Source organism: Corynebacterium comes (assembly GCF_009734405.1).
Classification (GTDB): domain Bacteria; phylum Actinomycetota; class Actinomycetes; order Mycobacteriales; family Mycobacteriaceae; genus Corynebacterium; species Corynebacterium comes.
Map to the genome: position 1 here is coordinate 2282452 of NZ_CP046453.1, position 18953 is coordinate 2301404.

The 18953-nt window shown below is 62.4% G+C and carries 10 protein-coding genes, 2 tRNA genes, 3 rRNA genes and 1 pseudogene; 4 read left to right on the forward strand and 12 right to left on the reverse strand.

All coding sequences use genetic code 11. The features are described 5' to 3' along the window. Positions 1-5: 5 nt before the first annotated feature. The 6 genes from CETAM_RS10935 to pgm all read right to left on the reverse strand — a co-directional run bounded on the left by CETAM_RS10935 (position 6) and on the right by pgm (position 3928). Positions 6-428 carry a pyridoxamine 5'-phosphate oxidase family protein gene (locus CETAM_RS10935; protein ID WP_156228883.1) on the reverse strand — a complete coding sequence of 141 codons (423 nt, stop codon included), beginning with the start codon at positions 426-428 and terminating at the stop codon, positions 6-8. 151 nt (positions 429-579) lie between these two features. Beyond that, a tRNA-Ala gene (locus CETAM_RS10940) sits at positions 580-655 on the reverse strand. Between the two features lie 23 nt (positions 656-678). Continuing rightward, positions 679-751, reverse strand: a tRNA-Ala gene (locus tag CETAM_RS10945). 103 nt (positions 752-854) lie between these two features. Then, positions 855-1589, reverse strand: coding sequence for a DsbA family protein (locus CETAM_RS10950; RefSeq protein WP_156228884.1), 735 nt, complete (start codon positions 1587-1589; stop codon positions 855-857). Positions 1590-1625: 36 nt separating this feature from the next. After that, positions 1626-2063, reverse strand: a complete 438-nt coding sequence (locus tag CETAM_RS10955) for a DoxX family protein (protein ID WP_156229494.1) — start codon at positions 2061-2063, stop codon at positions 1626-1628. Positions 2064-2263: 200 nt separating this feature from the next. After that, the gene (gene pgm / locus CETAM_RS10960) at positions 2264-3928 is read right to left on the reverse strand and encodes a phosphoglucomutase (alpha-D-glucose-1,6-bisphosphate-dependent) (protein WP_156228885.1); all 1665 of its coding nucleotides are present in this window, start codon (positions 3926-3928) and stop codon (positions 2264-2266) included. 190 nt (positions 3929-4118) lie between these two features. Between pgm and CETAM_RS10965 the strand changes: the two genes are divergently transcribed. The 4 genes and pseudogenes from CETAM_RS10965 (at position 4119) to CETAM_RS10980 (ending at position 7838) form a co-directional block, all read left to right on the forward strand. After that, complete coding sequence (locus CETAM_RS10965; RefSeq protein ID WP_156228886.1) at positions 4119-5537, forward strand: alanine/glycine:cation symporter family protein; 1419 nt, start codon at positions 4119-4121, stop codon at positions 5535-5537. Then, the gene (locus tag CETAM_RS10970; protein ID WP_231587473.1) at positions 5524-5850 is read left to right on the forward strand and encodes a fluoride efflux transporter family protein; all 327 of its coding nucleotides are present in this window, start codon (positions 5524-5526) and stop codon (positions 5848-5850) included. The genes CETAM_RS10965 and CETAM_RS10970 overlap by 14 nt, the downstream gene beginning before the upstream one ends. Next, a complete protein-coding gene (locus CETAM_RS10975; protein WP_156228887.1) occupies positions 5847-6188 on the forward strand; it encodes a FluC/FEX family fluoride channel in 342 nt (113 codons plus the stop codon). Before CETAM_RS10970 ends, CETAM_RS10975 begins: the two co-directional genes overlap by 4 nt. Before the next feature lie 128 nt (positions 6189-6316). Further along, positions 6317-7838: pseudogene (locus tag CETAM_RS10980) on the forward strand (IS1634 family transposase). Between the two features lie 115 nt (positions 7839-7953). On the opposite strand, the gene CETAM_RS10985 reads toward CETAM_RS10980, so the two are convergent. The 6 genes from CETAM_RS10985 to murA form a co-directional block, all read right to left on the reverse strand. Continuing rightward, on the reverse strand, positions 7954-10518 hold the full coding sequence (locus CETAM_RS10985) for an ABC transporter permease (protein WP_156228888.1): 2565 nt from the start codon (positions 10516-10518) through the stop codon (positions 7954-7956). 13 nt (positions 10519-10531) lie between these two features. After that, the gene (locus CETAM_RS10990) at positions 10532-11323 is read right to left on the reverse strand and encodes an ABC transporter ATP-binding protein (protein WP_156228889.1); all 792 of its coding nucleotides are present in this window, start codon (positions 11321-11323) and stop codon (positions 10532-10534) included. Positions 11324-11653: 330 nt separating this feature from the next. Further along, positions 11654-11771 (reverse strand): 5S ribosomal RNA (rrf, locus tag CETAM_RS10995). Between the two features lie 154 nt (positions 11772-11925). Beyond that, positions 11926-15013, reverse strand: a 23S ribosomal RNA gene (locus tag CETAM_RS11000). Positions 15014-15483: 470 nt separating this feature from the next. Then, positions 15484-17004: ribosomal RNA gene (locus tag CETAM_RS11005) — 16S ribosomal RNA — on the reverse strand. The 16S, 23S and 5S rRNA genes sit together here, the layout of an rRNA operon. Positions 17005-17665: 661 nt before the next feature. Next, on the reverse strand, positions 17666-18922 hold the full coding sequence (gene murA / locus CETAM_RS11010; protein ID WP_156228890.1) for a UDP-N-acetylglucosamine 1-carboxyvinyltransferase: 1257 nt from the start codon (positions 18920-18922) through the stop codon (positions 17666-17668). Positions 18923-18953: the final 31 nt, after the last annotated feature.

The window sequence follows — 18953 nt, forward strand, 5'->3', positions numbered from 1 at the left end:
TCCGGCTAGTAGCGCTCGGGCTCCTCGGCGATCTCGAACTCCCGGCCATTGATCTCCGTCGCGTTGATGCGGACCCAGTTGTATTTCAGGGTCGGGGCCCACGGCTTCAGATCCAGAGTCTCGGCGTGATCGATGTCAGCCGCCTTCTCCAGCACCTCAGCCGTGCCGCGGACGACCACGGACCAGGCGGTGCCGTCGTCGACCCCGTCTGCCTCGAAGAGAACATCGTGGTTGAGGGTCAGGGTGAACAGCTTGGACCCTTCTGCGGTGCGCAGATAGATGCTCTCCCCGTCCACCACGAAGTTGACCGGAAAGATCTCGAGGACTCCATCGCGATGCAGGACGAGCCGGCCCGGCTGAACGTCCGCCAGGCGGGCGAGGGACTGCTCGGTGCTCAGCTTGCGGAAGACGTCGTCATTCATGGACATGCTGGAATGCTCCTCAAACGGTAGGGCGCAGGGCGCGCGATCTGTCATCTCAAGAATACGTGCCCCCACCCCTGTCGGCCCCACAACTGTCCCCGGAAAGGTGAGAAGCCGGTCACCGGGGACTTTCATCCCCGGTGACCGGCTTCTCCAATGGTGGAGCTAAGGGGACTCGAACCCCTGACCCCCACACTGCCAGTGTGGTGCGCTACCAGCTGCGCCATAGCCCCTTACGTTTTATTAAGTTGTCAAGTGGAGCTAAGGGGACTCGAACCCCTGACCCCCACACTGCCAGTGTGGTGCGCTACCAGCTGCGCCATAGCCCCTTGTAACTTCTGTTAATGTACACGCCCCCGGGCCGCGCCACCAAATCCCCTGGTGGATGCTCAGCGACGCCCGCGCGAGGCGGGCGTCGCCCAGCAGGACGCCCTAGTTCAGGACCGCGTCCAGCCACTGGTTGATGTCGTCGACCTCGACGTCCTTGCCGTCGCGGAGCACGCGGGGCGAGGAAACCTGGCCGGTCTCAGCCTCGAGTTTGTCGGCGTTGGCGGTGGTCAGATCGTTGGCCGCGCTGACGGACTCACCGCTGCGGATCTTCTCGACGACGCCCTCGGAGGCTCCGAGCTCCTGCGCGGCGTTGGCGAAGTCGTCGTTGCTCCACTTGTTGTAGATGTCCTCCTGCTCCTCCAGGAGTGCGGCACGGTAGTTCCAGTAGACGTCGGTCTCGCCGGCCTCTGCGACGGCGAGAACTGCAGCGGCCGCGCGGGTGGAGTGGCCGTCGGCGTTGCCGCGGTCCAGGAAGTTGAGGCTGCGGATGTTCACGATCAGATCGCCCGACTCGATGGCCGCCTGCATCTGCTCATCGGTGTTCTCGGCGAGCTGGGCGCAGTAGGAGCAGGAGTAGTCCTCGTAGAGGTCAACCTCGACGGCCTCGGCCGCCGGGTTGGCTGCGGAGAGCGTGACGGCGTTGTCACCGAACTCAGACCCGAAGGACACGTCGACGGACTCACGGTCGGCGAGGTACTCGGTCTTCTTGCCCTGTCCGGACATCACGATGTAGCCGATGACCACGGCCGCGACCAGCACGACGGCGATGATGGCCCAGAGGAATGTGTTGCTGCCCTTGGCATTCGGGTCGGTGACCCGGGTGGACTTGCTGCTCACTGTGTTTTCACCTTTGAGTACTTGTTGGTCTTGAGATCAGGGATGGAGGGCGAACCTCTTGAAGGGGCGGTAGATGGTCCACACGCTCAATGCGATGTAGCCGATGTCCCGCAGGATGGTGACGAAGTAATCCATCGCCGCCTTGTCCATGTTCGGCTCGATGTTGAAGCAGCCGCAGTCGATGCCCAGGCCCCGCGCCCAGGCCTGGCCGATGCCGATGATGAACATGAGCAGCACAACGGTGGCCACCTTGCTCGACTGCCGGAGGAAGATTCCCAGCAGCAGAAGGACACCGCCGGCGATCTCCAGCGGTCCGATGAGGCGGGCCAGCAGATCCGACCACTGAGGAGTGAAGATCTCGTAGGCCATGATCGCCTGGGTCATGTTCAGGTGATTGTCCAACTTGGCCACACCTGCGGTTATCCAGGTGTAGGCCATGAAGAAGCGGGCGAAGAAACTGATGGCGTCGAGCACCCGGCGACCATTGGTACCTGACCAGAAGGAGCCGGGGCGCGCTGCGGGATCGGAGACTTCGGCGGAATCACTGAGCACTCGTGCTGTTTCCGCCGGCGTGGGCGTTGCCTGGTTGGTGATGGACACAACCCCAGACCTTAGTCCACTTTCCGGCCGGTACGGTAGGAGAAATCCCCCGATCCGGCCGGGATCACAGCGGATTAACCGCCGAGTACCTGGCTCACCACAGCCTGCGCCTCCTGCTGGACGAGCTTCAGGTGCTCCTCACCTCGGAAGGACTCGGCGTAGATCTTGTACTTGTCCTCGGTGCCGGAGGGGCGGGCGGCGAACCAGGCGTTCTCGGTGGTCACCTTCAGCCCACCGATGGCCTGCTGGTTACCGGGGGCCTCGGTCAGCTTGGCGGTGATCGGCTCACCCGCCAGCTCGGTGGCGGTGACCTGCTCCGGGGAGAGCTGCTTGAGGATGGCCTTCTGCTCGCGGTTCGCGGGCGCATCTGTGCGCGCGTACGCCGGGGCGCCGAACTGCTCCGCGAGCTCCGCGTAGCGCTGCGACGGGGTCTTGCCGGTGACCGCGGTGATCTCGGCGGCCAGCAGGTTGAGGATGAGCCCGTCCTTGTCTGTGGACCAGACGCCGCCGTCGCGACGCAGGAAGGACGCGCCGGCGGACTCCTCACCGCCGAAACCGATGCTGCCGTCCTGCAGTCCGGCCACAAACCACTTGAAGCCCACCGGAACCTCCACCAGGCGGCGACCGAGCTGCGCGACGACCCGGTCGATCATCGAGGAGGACACCAGGGTCTTGCCCACCGCGGTGTTCTGGTCCCAGTTCGGCCGGTTGGCGAAGAGGTACTCGATGGCGACGGCCAGGTAGTGGTTGGGGTTCATCAACCCGTGGTCAGGGGTGACGATGCCGTGGCGGTCCGCATCTGCGTCATTGCCGGTGGCGATGTCGTACTTGTCGCGGCTGTTGATCAACGAGGCCATGGCATGCGGCGAAGAGCAGTCCATACGGATCTTGCCGTCGGAGTCCAGCGTCATGAAACGGAAGGTGGCGTCCACCAGGGGGTTGACCACGGTCAGGTTCAGCTTGTGGGTTTCGGCGATCGCCCCCCAGTAGTCCACCGAGGCGCCACCCATGGGATCCGCACCGATGGACAGACCGGAGTCGCGGATCGCCTGGATGTCGACCACGTTGGGCAGGTCGTTGACGTAGTTGGCAAGGAAGTCCTGCCGCTGCGCACGCTCGTCGAGCACACCGCTGACGGGGGTCCGCTTGACGTCCCGGAGGCCACCGCGCAGCAGCTCGTTGGCGCGGTCGGCGATCCAGTCGGTGGCGTCCGTGTCGGCCGGGCCGCCGCTCCAGGGGTTGTACTTGAAACCACCGTCGCGCGGCGGGTTGTGCGAGGGCGTGATGACGATGCCGTCAGCCAGGAGGTCCCTCGGGCCCGCGACACCCCACTGCACGTCCTTGTTGTAGCCCAGGATCGCATGCGAGATGGCCGGGGTCGGGGTGTACCGCCCCGCTGCATCGACGAACACCTCCACGTCGTTGGCCAGCAGCACCTCCAGCGCGGAGATCATCGCCGGCTCGGAGAGCGCATGGGTGTCGCGGCCGATGTACATCCGCCCGTACCAGCGGACGGGGGTCCGGTTGCGGTAGTCCACGATCGCCTGGGTCGTGGCCAGGATGTGATCCTCATTGAAGGCGGTGTCCAGTGAGGATCCCCGGTGGCCGGAGGTGCCGAAGGCGACCTGCTGGTCGGGGTTCTCCACATCCGGCTTACGTGTGTAGTAGGCGGTGACGACCTCCGCGATGTCGATGAGGTCCTCGGGACGTGCCGGCTGGCCCGCGCGTTCGTGTGCCATGTCTTCAGTTCTCCTTCATGTGCCTGGGCAGGGATGGCCTCCATTGTTGTCGGGTAGGCCCACGCCCGCAGGGGGCATCGACCGGGCGCACTCGCCGATCACCCCCGCCAGGGGGCAGCGGGGGTTGCCCTCCGGTTCATATCCGGGGGCGGACGTGGCCGAGGCCACACCCGGTGGGTACCTTGATCGCATGGAATCGCTGCAGAACGCACTCGACACAGCCGGCGGAATTGTCTGGGGACCGTTCATCCTCATCCCGCTGCTGCTGGGCACAGGCCTCTACCTCACCATCCGTCTGGGCGGCCTCCAGTTCCGCATGCTGGGTCGGGCGCTGCGCCACGGGCTGATCGACCGTTCCGACGCCGACGGCAAGGGTGACATCTCCAACTATCAGGCGCTGACCACCGCACTGGCCGCGACGGTCGGCGTGGGCAACATCGTCGGTGTGGCCACGGCGCTCTCTGTGGGTGGCCCGGGTGCGTTGTTCTGGATCTGGGTGACGGGGCTGGTCGGCATGGCCTCGAAATACACGGAGGCGTTCCTGGGTGTGCGTTTCCGCACCACCGACGCCAAGGGTGAGCAGTCCGGTGGCCCGCAGTACTACCTCAAGCGCGGTATCTCCGGACCGGTGGGCAAGACGTTGGCGCTCATGTTCGCGGTTTTCGCGGTGATAGCGTCTTTCGGTATCGGCAACCTCACCCAGGCCAACGCCGTGGCCACCAACCTGGAGAGCGCCTTCGGCCTCGACCCGTTCGCCTCGGGCGCCATCATGTTCGTCCTCCTGGGCGCGGTGCTGCTCGGTGGCATCCAGGCCATCGGCCGTATCACCTCCGCCTTCGTGCCGATGATGATCATCCTCTACGTCTCCGCCGGCATCGTCGTCCTGGTCATGAACGTCGCCGACATTCCCGCGGCGCTGGGTCTGATCTTCACCGACGCCTTCACCGGCACGGCCGCCACGGGCGGATTCGTCGGCGCGGGCATCATGCTCGCGATCCAGTTCGGTGTCGCCCGCGGCATCTTCTCCAACGAGTCCGGTATGGGTTCCGCCGCGATCGCGGCGGCGGCGGCGAAGACCTCCCATCCGGTCCGACAGGGTCTGGTCTCCATGACGCAGACCTTCATCGACACCCTCATCGTCGTCTCCATCACCGGCCTGGTCATCGTCACCACCGGCGTGTGGGACACCGGCCGCGAGACCGCCGGCGTCATGACCGCCAACGCCTTCTCTGCCGCGCTGCCGGGTGAATGGGGCGGCACGATCGTCTCACTGTCGATCATCTTCTTCGCCTTCTCCACGATCATCGGCTGGTCCTACTACGGCGAACGCTCGCTGGAGTCGCTGATCGGTCGACGCGGCACGGTCCCCTACCGCATGCTCTTCACCGTCGTCGCCCTCATCGGTGCGACCGTCGAGCTGGAACTCGTCTGGTCCTTCTCCGACCTGGCCAACGGTCTGATGGCGCTGCCGAACCTCATCGGTCTGCTCATTCTCTCGGGACTCGTGGCCCGCGAGACGAAGGCCTACCTCAAGTTCGACCCCACGCTGCGCGCCTCCCCGGAGGAGGTCGCCGCCTTCATGCGCGCCCAGGGAAGTGACTGGAAGTAGTACGTTGCTTCGCGACGCCACCGCCGTCGGCGCCGGCGCCCTCCTCGGCGCCCTGGCCCGCTACGGGCTCGAGGAGTTCCTCGGCGCCGGGCTGCCGACCCTGCTCGGGGTGAACATCCTGGGCTCCTTCCTCATGGGTCTGCTGCGTCCCGGCGCCTTCTGGGGCCGCGGGGTGCTCGGCGGATTCACGAGCTTCTCCACTTTCGCCTGTCTCGCCGCCACCTCCTCCCCTCTGCAGGCGGTGGGCTATGTTCTGGCCACCGTAGTGGGCTGCGTCGGAGCGTGGCTGCTCGGGGACCGGTGGGCCCGATGATCGTGTCTTTGCTGGCCGTCGGTGTCGGAGGCTTCCTCGGGGGCGTTGCCCGGTGGGCTCTGACGCTGTGGCCGGGGGGCCTGCGCGGAACCTTCGCCGCCAATCTCCTGGCCACCGCCGTCCTGGGTGCCGTGATCGGCGTGGTGGGCCATGGGAGCCTGTTGTACCTGGCTCTGGGTACCGGCTTCGCCGGCGCCCTGTCCACGTGGTCCACCCTGTCCCGCGAGCTGGGACAGCTGCTCAAGGAGCGGCGCTACCGGCTCCTGGCCGGATACGCGTCAGCCACGCTCACCGCCGGGCTGGCGATGGCGTGGCTGACGAACGCGCTGTTGCTCTAACCCGACTTTGATCAAAATGACTTGAGGAAGATCATATTGACACGCTGGCCAGCACAGTCAGCGCGGTAGACGCTGGTTTTCGCGACTCAAGGGGGTGGGTTTCAGGGTGAATCACTAGATTGATTTTCATGAGCCCCTACATCCGCACCGTAAAAACCGCCTCCGGGGCGACCGCGGTGCAGATCGTGTACTCCGAAAAACGCGGCTCGAAGAACCTCACCCACATCGGCTCCGCCCACACCCCCGAAGACCTCGCGCTACTGCGCGCCAAGGCCCAGCGCCTGGTTGACGGTGACCAGTTGAGCCTGGATCTCGCTGTGGACACCACCCCGGCCGGCACCGGTACGCAACAGGCTCCGGTACCGGTGACCAGCGAAAAGGCGGGCCACCTCATCGACACGATCCAGCGCGCCTACCGGAAACTGGGCTTCGACGAGGCCACCGACGGTGACGAGGTCTTCCGGAATCTCGTGATAGCCCGACTAGTCCAACCCGGCTCCAAACTCGACAGTGTAGAAACACTTGCAGAGATCGGCCTGCGGTCCGCGAGCTATCCCACGATCAACCGTCGGCTGCCTGTTTTCGCCACCACCGACTTCCGTGATCGGCTCACCCACGCATGTGCCACCTATGCCGGCATCGGTCCCGGGGTGCTCGTGCTCTACGACGTGACGACCCTGTATTTCGAAACCGACGAGGCTGACGAATTCCGCAAGCCCGGCTTCTCCAAGGAACGCCGCCTGGAACCCCAGATCACCGTGGGCCTGCTGTCGGACGCCTCCGGATTCCCCTTGTCGGTCGGCGCGTTCGAGGGCAACATGGCCGAAACCCGCACGATGCTGCCCATGATCCACACGTTCCAGGAGTCATTCAACGTCGATGACATCACCGTCGTCGCGGATGCCGGGATGTTCTCCTCCGGCAACAAGAAGGCCATCGTCGACGCCGGGTTGCACTACATCCTCGGGACAAAGTTCACGGACGTTCCCTACCCGGTGGCGCAGTGGCGCAAGAACAACCCCGGCCAGGACTACATGGACAAACAGATCTGGGCCTACGCCGACCGGACGGGGCGCGGCCCCGACGGCGTCCCGCACTCGATGACCTACTACCAGTACTCCTGGGACCGGGCACGGCGCACGCTCAAGGGCATCGATGAGCAGGTCGCGAAGGCAGAGAAGGCCGTCGCGGGCAAGATCCCGGTCAAGCGCAATCGCTTCGTCGATCTCAAGGCGCCGAACAAGCAGGTCAACTGGTCACTGGTCACTGGTGGACAAGAATAAGGCCCTGGCCGGGCTCAAGGGCTACGAAACGTCCCGGGTTGATCTGGCCCCGGAGCAGGTCATCGGTTCCTACCGCCAGCTGCTCAAGATCGAGAAAGCCTTCCGGATGTCGAAGTCCGATCTCAAGGCCAGACCGATCTACCACCGCAAACGCGACTCCATCGACGCGCACCTGAGCGTGGTGATGGCGGCGATGGCCGTCGGCCACCTCCTCGAGGAACGCTCAGGGTTGTCAATTAAGCGGCTGGTCCGCACCCTGCGTAAGTACCGAACCTTCGAGCTGCAGATCGCCGGCCAGACCATCCACGCCGCATCCCCCTTGCCGCCAGAGGTCACCGACCTGATCACCCGAATCGAGGCCGACTGATTACCGCACTAAATTGATCAAAGTCGGGGCGGCGCTACCGGCTCCTGGCCGGATACGCGTCAGCCACGCTCACCGCCGGGCTGGCGATGGCGTGGCTGACGAACGCGCTGTTGCTCTAACCGGAGATGGCGTCCAGTGGCGGAGTGTTGGCCGCCCTGCGTGCCGGCCAGATAGCGGCGAGCACACCGACGACCGCAGAACCGATGAGCATGACCACCAGCATCGCGAACGGCACCGAAATGGTGTCCAGGCCCTGATCCTTGAGCACCTCGAGGAAGGCCCAGCCCAGTCCCAGACCGATGAGCATGCCCATGACCGCACCGAAGACCGCGATCTGAACGGCCTCCAGCGTGATCATGGTGCGGATCTGCCTGCGCTGCGAACCCACGGCGCGCAACATGCCGATCTCCTGGCGACGCTCGATGACTCCGAGCGTCAGGGTGTTGACGATGCCGAGGATCGCAATGATCACCGCGAGCGCCAGCAGTGCATAGAGGATGTTGAGCATCTGGTCGATGGCCTGACCTGCCATGCCCGCCATCTCCTCCGCGCTCATCACCTGGACGACGATGAATCCCTTCACCGCCTCCTCCAGGTTGGCACGCAGCTGATCTGTGCTGACGGACCCGTCGGCGATGACTCCGACCATGTTGACCGTCAGAGCGCCGGGCGGAATCATCCCGTCGACCGATTCCTTGGCGATGATCATGTTGTTCACCAGGCTGTTCGGCTCGAAAATGCCGACGACCTCGATCTCGCGGGTCTCCCCTCCCAGCTCCGGGGCGGTCAGCGGCAGGACGTCGCCGACCGCCCAGCCGTTGGCCTCGGCGAATCCGGTTGACGCCAGAACACCTGGGTTCGTGCCCAGGTCCGAGGTGCCCTCACTCATCTCCAGGACCGCCATCTGGGAGATGTCCCCGTCGATGACCAGGGTCTGGGCTACGGGGCCGAACTGGTTGGTCGCGCGGTCGTCGACAAGCACGGGTGCGGTGGCCATGGTGAGCACCTTGTCCACCCCCTCGACCTCCCGGACGGCGTCGGAGGTGCCGGCGGGCGTCGGAAAGCCGCCGGTCTGGGGACCGGAGAGGATGAAGTCGGCGGAGACGTTGTTCTCCACCACGTCAGAGATCGACGCCTTCATCGTGTCACCCAGCATGCCGATCGCCGTCACCAGCGCAACACCGAGCGTCAGCGCGAACGCGGTGGTGGCCGTACGGCGGGGATTACGGCGGGAGTTGGTCGCCGCCAGCCTGCCGATGGCCCCGAACGGCACACCGATGACCCTGCCCAGGGTGGGCACGATCGGGAGGGACATCGCCGGACCGGCGAAGAAGAAGCCGACGATCACGCCGAGCGCGCCGACGCCCACCAGGATCGCGCGTGTTGACGTCGCCGAGTCCGCGAGCAGAACGCCCGCCACCGCCGCAGCGACACCGACCAGCATGAGAACCACGCCGATCACCGTGCGGACCACCAGCGGCTGATCGGTCGAGGCCTCGGTCGAACGCATCGCCTCCACCGGTCGGACCTCACCGGCCCGCCGGGCCGGCAGCCACGCAGAGATGACGGTGACAAAGGTTCCGAGAATGAGCGGGACGAGAACCGCGGACGTCGACAGGCCCAGCCCCGAATCCGGCAGCGACATTCCCCGGCTCGCCATGAACGCCTTGATGGCGGCGACCAGACCCACGCCGGCGATGATGCCGAGCGCGGACCCGATGACGCCGACGATGAATGCCTCGAACACCACCGAGCGGGTGATCTGCTTCCGGTCCGCGCCCAACGCGCGCAGGAGCGCGAACTCCTTGGTGCGTTGCGCCACAATCATCGAGAAGGTGTTCGCGATGAGGAACGTACCGACCAGCAACGCCACCATGCCGAAGGCGACCAGGAAGTAGTTGACGAACTCGAGGGCCTGTGACAACGCCTTCGACATCTCCTCGGCCAACTTCTCGCCGGTCTCCACCTCGACACCCTCGTAGGTGTCCGAGAGGTGGGTGACCAGGTCGATGTCGCTGGTCCCCTCCGCCGCGGAGACAACCAGCTGGGAGGTGGAACCGTCGAGCGTGTACCGCTCGAGGAACGCATTCACCGGCATGTACGCCGTCAGGGACTGACCCTGATCAAGTTCCATGTCGTACAGGCCGGTCACCGTCATGGTGTGCCGCTCCTGCGGATCGACCACGATCAGGGTGTCACCGACCGAGATGCCGAACTTCTCCGCGCCCTTCGAGTTGAGCACGATCTCGTCCGCAGCCTCCGGGCGTTCGCCCTCGGCCATGGTATTGGCCTCGCCGACCACGCTGTCCGGGTCGTACCACACGGACAGCGTCGAGGTGCCGCCGCCGGTCTGGATGGGTTCCTCATCCTCCGTGGCCAGGACCACGGTTTGCGACGCCGTCACATTGACGTCGGCGACCTTGTCATCCTGCGCGATCTGCTCCCGGGTCGCCTGCGGGACACCCGCCAGCCCCTCAGCAGGGCCCACGACTGCGTCGACGCCCTCGTAGGTGTTGCTCACCGCAGCCTTGAAGGTGTTGTCCAGGGAATTCGTGAACATGAAGGCACCGGAGATGAACGCCGTGCCCAGCACCACCGCCAGCACCGTCAACGCCAGGCGCAACTTGTGCGCGGCGATGTTGCGCAGGCTGACCCTGCGCATGGTTGTGTTCTTAGCCAACTGGTCCCCCTGCCTAGCGTTCGACGCCGGCCATGAAGGCCAGAATCTCATCCATTGACGGATCGATCAGCTCATTCACCAGCTGGCCGTCCGCCAGGAAAACCACCCGGTCCGCGTACGACGCCGCACGGGCATCGTGGGTGACGATCACCACCGTCTGGTCATCCTTGTCCACCGCGGTCCGCAGAATGCTGAGCACCTCGGCCGCCGAGTTAGAGTCCAGGTTGCCGGTCGGTTCATCGCCGAAAATGATGTCGGGGCGGGACACGAGGGCCCGGGCGCACGCCACACGCTGCTGCTGACCACCCGAGAGCTCCGCCGGGCGGTGCGTCAGGCGATCAGACAGACCCAGACGGGTGGTGATCTCCTTGAACCAGGCCTCATCCACCTTGCGGCCGGCGATATCGGAGGGCAGGGTGATGTTCTCTGCGGCCGTCAGTGTGGGCACCAGGTTGAAGGACTGGAAGATGAAGCCGAGCCGGTCACGACGAAGGGCGGTCATCTCCTTGTCCCGCAGGGTCGAAAGGTCCGTGTCGCCGATCAGTGCAGAGCCGGAGGTCGCGGAATCCAGACCAGCCATGCAGTGCATGAGCGTCGACTTACCCGAACCCGAGGGGCCCATGATCGCCGTGAACTGATTCTTCCCGAACGACACATTGACATGGTCAAGCGCAGTCACCGCAGTCTCGCCCTCGCCGTACTTCTTGTACAGGTCGATGGCGCGGGCGGCCGACTCCAGTTCCGTGGTGAGGTTAGGGGCGTCGTTCTCGAAGTCAGCGGGCGGGGTGGCCCCGTGGTCTGTCATGATGAAATTCTTCTCCTGAAAAGTGGGTATCGAAGATCCAGCGTAATCGCCCAAAGCCTACGAAACATCAGGGTGCCCCCTGATATTCGGGGTGAGCCAACCGTAAATGACCCTGAGAAACACAGGCAAACCGAGCACGTGCGCGCCGTCCCATTCGTCACCGTCGGGTTCAACGGACTCCACGGGCGGAGTGTCTTTCGTTCCCCCTGCGGGGGGTGGGGATGCCGAAGCACCCGCCCCCGGTGACCGTCACACCCCACCACACGGGTGGGGGGTGCGACCATCACGAGGACGGGTGCTCAAGGGTATTCAATTGTGTTCAATTATTAGTGTCGGCGGCAACCTACTCTCCCACACCCTCCCGGGTGCAGTACCATCGGCGCGGGCAGGCTTAGCTTCCGGGTTCGGAATGGGACCGGGCGTTTCCCTGCCGCTATCAACCACCGACACATCCCACGGAACAACCCCCCCACAAGAGGGGGTGGTGTCCCGGTGATACGGGTGTGCTGTGTCAGACACTGCATAGTGGACGCGGGCAACACTTTGTCTTTCGTGCTGCTGATGTGTTACGTGCGTGACACACACCCCACGACGTGGGATGGTATGTGTTTTTGTCGGTGTATTAGTACCGGTCACCTCCACACCTTACGGTGCGTCCAGATCCGGCCTATCAACCCCATCATCTATGGGGAACCTCAAAAGAAACCTCATCTCGAAACAGGCTTCCCGCTTAGATGCTTTCAGCGGTTATCCCTTCCGTACGTAGCCAACCAGCCCTGCTCCTGGCGGAACAACTGGCACACCAGAGGTACGTCCGTCCCGGTCCTCTCGTACTAGGGACAGCCTTCCTTAAGTTTCAACGCGCGCGGCGGATAGAGACCGAACTGTCTCACGACGTTCTAAACCCAGCTCGCGTACCGCTTTAATGGGCGAACAGCCCAACCCTTGGGACCTACTCCAGCCCCAGGATGCGACGAGCCGACATCGAGGTGCCAAACCATCCCGTCGATATGGACTCTTGGGGAAGATCAGCCTGTTATCCCCGGGGTACCTTTTATCCGTTGAGCGACACCACATCCACAAGTTGGTGCCGGATCACTAGTCCCGACTTTCGTCCCTGCTCGAGTTGTCACTCTCACAGTCAAGCTCCCTTGTGCACTTACACTCACCACCTGATTGCCAACCAGGCTGAGGGAACCTTTGGGCGCCTCCGTTACTATTTAGGAGGCAACCGCCCCAGTTAAACTACCCACCAGGCACTGTCCCCGACCCAGATCATGGGCCAAGGTTGAGGTATCCAATCCGATCAGAGTGGTATTTCAACAACGACTCCCACACAACTGGCGTCATGTGATCAACGTCTCCCACCTATCCTACACAAACCGAACCGAACACCAATACCAAGCTATAGTGAAGGTCCCGGGGTCTTTTCGTCCTGCCGCGCGTAACGAGCATCTTTACTCGTACTGCAATTTCACCGGGCCTGTGGTTGAGACAGCAGGGAAGTCGTTACGCCATTCGTGCAGGTCGGAACTTACCCGACAAGGAATTTCGCTACCTTAGGATGGTTATAGTTACCACCGCCGTTTACTGGGGCTTAAATTCTCAGCTTCGCAACCGCAAGGGTCACTAACCGGTCCTCTTAACCTTCCAGCACCGGGCAGGCGTCAGTCCGTATACCTCAACTTAAACGTTTTCGCACGGACCTGTGTTTTTAATAAACAGTCGCTTCCCTCTATTCTCTGCGACCACCACCAGCTCACGTTGCAAGAACGGTCACCGGTGCTGGCCCCCCTTCTCCCGAAGTTACGGGGGCATTTTGCCGAGTTCCTTAACCACAGTTCACCCGAACGCCTTAGTATTCTCTACCTGACTACCTGTGTCGGTTTGGGGTACGGGCCATGTATGTCCATCGCTAGAGGCTTTTCTCGACAGCACGGGATCACCGACATCACCCCGAAGGGCTACGCATCACGTCTCACACCTTGATGAGGGGCGGATTTGCCTGTCCCCTCGTGCTACACGCTTACACCACAATCCAATAAGTGGCACGGCTACCCCACTGCGTCACCCCATCGCTTGGCTACTACCAGATCAGGCTCCACGCACGCCCCGCCCCCGTCAGGCAAAGCCTGACAGGTGACGGATTATGGGTGGTTAGTATCACTGATTCACCATGGGCGCACATACACGGGTACGGGAATATCAACCCGTTGTCCATCGACTACGCCTGTCGGCCTCGCCTTAGGTCCCGACTCACCCTGGGAAGACGAACTTGACCCAGGAACCCTTAGTCATCCGGCGGGCAAGATTCTCACTTGCCAATTCGTTACTCATGCCTGCATTCTCACTCGCACACACTCCACAGCCCCTCACGGTACTGCTTCACCGCGTGCACGACGCTCCCCTACCCAACATCCACCAATGTGGATTGTTGCCGCGGCTTCGGCGGTGTACTTGAGCCCCATTACATTGTCGGCGCAGGACCACTCGACCAGTGAGCTATTACGCACTCTTTCAAGGATGGCTGCTTCTAAGCCAACCTCCTGGCTGTCTTCGCGATCCCACATCCTTTTCCACTTAGTACACCCTTAGGGGCCTTAGCCGGCGATCTGGGCTGTTTCCCTCTCGACTATGAAGCTTATCCCCCACAGTCTCACTGCTGCGCTAACTTAACCGGCATTCGGAGTTTGGCTGACATTGCTAAGATTGTAGTCCCGCTCAACCAACCAGTAGCTCTACCTCCGGCAAGCACCACGCAACGCTGCACCTAAATGCATTTCGGGGAGAACCAGCTATCACGGAGTTTGATTGGCCTTTCACCCCTACCCACAGCTCATCCCCTCAGTTTTCAACCTAAGTGGGTTCGCGCCTCCACGACGTCTTACCGTCGCTTCACACTGGCCATGGGTAGATCACCCCGCTTCGGGTCCAGGACATGCCACTAGATCACACTAGTTAGTATTCGCTTTCGCTACGGCTACCCCACAACGGGTTAACCTCGCGACATGCCGCTGACTCGCAGGCTCATTCTTCCAAAGGCACGCCATCACACACAAGAGGTGCTCTGACGGATTGTAGGCACATGGTTTCAGGTACTATTTCACTCCCCTCCCGGGGTACTTTTCACCATTCCCTCACGGTACTAATCCGCTATCGGTCATACTGGGTATTTAGGCTTACCGGGTGGTCCCGGCAGATTCACAGCAGATTTCACGTGCCCGCTGCTACTCGGGAATACGACAACACGGCACACACAGTCTTCACGTACGGGACTCTCACCCGCTCCGGTGGGCCTTCCCAGACCACTTCCGCTGACCACATGCACATCGTGCGGGCAGCCGGCAGGCCACCCCCATCGCATCCCACAACACCGCATGTGCAACCCCTGCCGGGTATCACACACACACGGTTTAGCCTCATCCGCGTTCGCTCGCCGCTACTGACGGAATCATTACCTTATTTTCTCTTCCTACGGGTACTGAGATGTTTCACTTCCCCGCGTCAACCTCCACCACAGCTATGAATTCACTGTGAGGTGACCACCCATAACGGTGGCCGGGTTTCCCCATTCGGACATCCTCGGATCAACGCTCAGTTGGCAGCTCCCCGAGGCATAACGCAGCCTCTCACGTCCTTCATCGGCCCAGTATGCCAAGGCATCCACCATGCGCCCTTACTACAAACACATTCCACCGACCCACCCACCCCCACAACAGGGACAGGCCGACCGGCGGGTGAACTAACACTCACACAAACATTCACCGCACACCCTCCCCCACCCGAAAGCAGGGACAAAGGCACACGGCACACACAAAATAAAGATGCTCGCGTCCACTATACAGTTCTCACACAACACACCACCCACCCCCACCGGCACCCGCACCGGGACACCACCGACCCCCCACAAGGAGGACCCGGCAGCACCCCGGTACCCACGGCACCGACGAAACATAGGTGATCACCGAAACAACAATGTTGTCCCAGACACCCAACAGCGTGCCAACATACCCTCTTCAACGTCTGTGACCCCGGCTGAAATTCGCCCACCCTCACGGTGTGCGTCCACCCGATTATCTGTTCGCCGGCGGGTTGACATTCGCAACCCCAACCAGCGGATGCGACGCCGCTACCGCGACGCCGACTGTCAAGCTCCTTAGAAAGGAGGTGATCCAGCCGCACCTTCCGGTACGGCTACCTTGTTACGACTTCGTCCCAATCGCCGATCCCACCTTCGACAGCTCCCTCCCACAAAGGGGTTGGGCCACTGGCTTCGGGTGTTACCAACTTTCATGACGTGACGGGCGGTGTGTACAAGGCCCGGGAACGTATTCACCGCAGCGTTGCTGATCTGCGATTACTAGCGACTCCGACTTCATGGGGTCGAGTTGCAGACCCCAATCCGAACTGAGGCCGGCTTTGAAGGATTAGCGCACTCTCGCGAGTTGGCGACCTGCTGTACCGACCATTGTAGCATGTGTGAAGCCCTGGACATAAGGGGCATGATGATTTGACGTCGTCCCCACCTTCCTCCGAGTTGACCCCGGCAGTCTCTCATGAGTCCCCACCATGACGTGCTGGCAACATAAGACAAGGGTTGCGCTCGTTGCGGGACTTAACCCAACATCTCACGACACGAGCTGACGACAACCATGCACCACCTGTACACCGACCACAAGGGAAGACGTATCTCTACGCCGGTCCGGTGTATGTCAAGCCCAGGTAAGGTTCTTCGCGTTGCATCGAATTAATCCACATGCTCCGCCGCTTGTGCGGGCCCCCGTCAATTCCTTTGAGTTTTAGCCTTGCGGCCGTACTCCCCAGGCGGGGCGCTTAATGCGTTAGCTACGGCACAGAAGACGTGGAAGTCCCCTACACCTAGCGCCCACCGTTTACGGCATGGACTACCAGGGTATCTAATCCTGTTCGCTACCCATGCTTTCGCTCCTCAGCGTCAGTAACTGCCCAGAGACCTGCCTTCGCCATTGGTGTTCCTCCTGATATCTGCGCATTTCACCGCTACACCAGGAATTCCAGTCTCCCCTACAGCACTCAAGTATTGCCCGTATCGCCTGCACGCCCGAGGTTGAGCCCCGGAATTTCACAGACGACGTGACAAACCACCTACGAGCTCTTTACGCCCAGTAATTCCGGACAACGCTCGCACCCTACGTATTACCGCGGCTGCTGGCACGTAGTTAGCCGGTGCTTCTTATACAGGTACCGTCATTTTCACTTCGTCCCTGTCGAAAGAGGTTTACAACCCGAAGGCCGTCATCCCCCACGCGGCGTCGCTGCATCAGGCTTCCGCCCATTGTGCAATATTCCCCACTGCTGCCTCCCGTAGGAGTCTGGGCCGTATCTCAGTCCCAATGTGGCCGTCCACCCTCTCAGGCCGGCTACCCGTCGACGCCTTGGTAGGCCATTACCCCACCAACAAGCTGATAGGCCGCGGGCTCATCCTGCACCGGAAAAACCTTTCCACCCCCCACACTAAAGAGAGGTCCTATCCGGTATTAGACCCAGTTTCCCAGGCTTATCCCGAAGTGCAGGGCAGATCACCCACGTGTTACTCACCCGTTCGCCACTCGAGTACTCCCGAAGGAGCCTTTCCGTTCGACTTGCATGTGTTAAGCACGCCGCCAGCGTTCGTCCTGAGCCAGGATCAAACTCTCCACAAAAACTTCAGAAAAAGTCTCAGGCGTAGAAAGCCCAAACCCAACCAAAAACAAACAACCAGCACACCACCACCCCGAAAGGCGATGATGTTTCAGTTGATTGCCAAAAAACAACCACAGCCACCCCGAACCACAAAAGGGTCCGGGACACCATGATCACCTAAAAAAATCTGTGACCCCTCACCCACCCTGACGGGGAAGGAAACGGGGGCCACCTACTTCCTATCAGCGACCATGACCATGCCTGCGCCACAACAACTCACACGATGACAACCACCGCGCGCATTATTTACAGTGGCACCCTGTTATGAACAGGTACCACCCGGCACACACCCACCCCACCCCCACAACACGGGGAGTCAGGGCCGATGAACGACACAACCAAAGTCACAAACAAAAGTACATTGGCACACTATTGAGTTCTCACACAACATCACCACACTGCACATCAATCCGAAAGAAATCTGATTGACACATCAGCGGGATAAATTCTGTCAGGGCCCGTTTTCCTACCACCCGCACACACACAACCAGACTTACTGTCTGCTTGTCTGCGGGGCGCTGTCGGTCGCGCTGACCTGTTTAAAGTTACACAGCCGCTCTCAGCAACACAAATCCGCAGTTCGCGGCGCTTAAACAGATCACGGCACAATGCCTGGGATGACTATTCGGTGACCCTCTCGATGGTTGCCCCCAGGGCCTGGAGGTTCTCCACGAAGTTCGGGTAACCGCGGTCGATATGGTGGACGTCGTGGACGGTGGTCACGCCATCAGCCACCAGGGCGGCGAGCACCAGGCCGGCGCCGGCACGGATGTCGGAGCTCCACACATCAGTGGAGGAGAGCTGTTCGATGCCGTGCAGAACCACATGGTGTCCATCGACCGTGGCGTGGGCGCCGAGGCGCTGCATCTCGTCGACGAAACGGAAGCGGGACTCGAAGACGTTCTCCGTGATCACGCTCATGCCGTCGGCGATGGAGGAAATACCGATGGCCATGGGCTGCAGATCCGTGGGGAAACCGGGGAACGGCAGTGTCTGGTAGTCGACGGCGGTGGGACGGCGGTCCATTCGCACCCGGAAACCGTTCTCATAGGTCTCAACCTCAGCGCCGGCCACCTTCAGCTTCTCCAGCGCGAGGTGCAGGTGCCGGGGGGAAATGCCCCCGACGGTGATGTCCCCGCGGGTCATCGCCGCGGCGTAGGCCCAGGTGCCGGCGACGATGCGGTCGCCGATGACCTCATGCTCGGTGGGCTCGAGCTTATCGACGCCCTCGATGGTGATGGTGGAGGTACCCGCGCCGTCGATACGCGCGCCCATGGAGTTGAGCATCCGGCAGAGATCGGCGATCTCCGGCTCGCGGGCGGCATTGTCAAGAACGGTCGTGCCTTCCGCGAGCACGGCGGCGGTGAGAATGTTCTCGGTGGCGCCGACCGAGGGGAAGTCCAGGGTGATGTGTGCGCCTCGCAGGGCCTCGGCCTCTGCGACGACGGCACCGTGGGAGATGCGGGTGGTGGCCCCGAGCTGCTCCAGGCCGGACTGGTGCATGTCCAGGGGACGGTTACCGATGGCGTCACCGCCAGGCAGCGCGACGACGGCCCGGCCGCAACGCGCGGTCAGGGGGCCGAGGACGCAGACGGAGGCGCGGAACTGTCGGACGGCGTCGAAGTCGGCGTCCGACTTCAACACCGCCGGGGTGGTGATGCGTACGACGTCGCCTTCGATGACTACGGTGCAGCCGAGCCCTTCGAGGACACGCTGCATCAGGGGGACGTCGAGAATTTCCGGGCAGTTTCTCAGCGTGGTGGTGCCTTCGGCGAGCAACGCCGCGGCCATGAGCTTGAGGACGCTGTTCTTAGCGCCGCTGACCTTGACGGCACCCTGCAGGCGGGCGCTTCCGGTGACTACAAATCGATCCTTCACGCTTTCCGAGACTAGCCGAGTCCGCCGAACC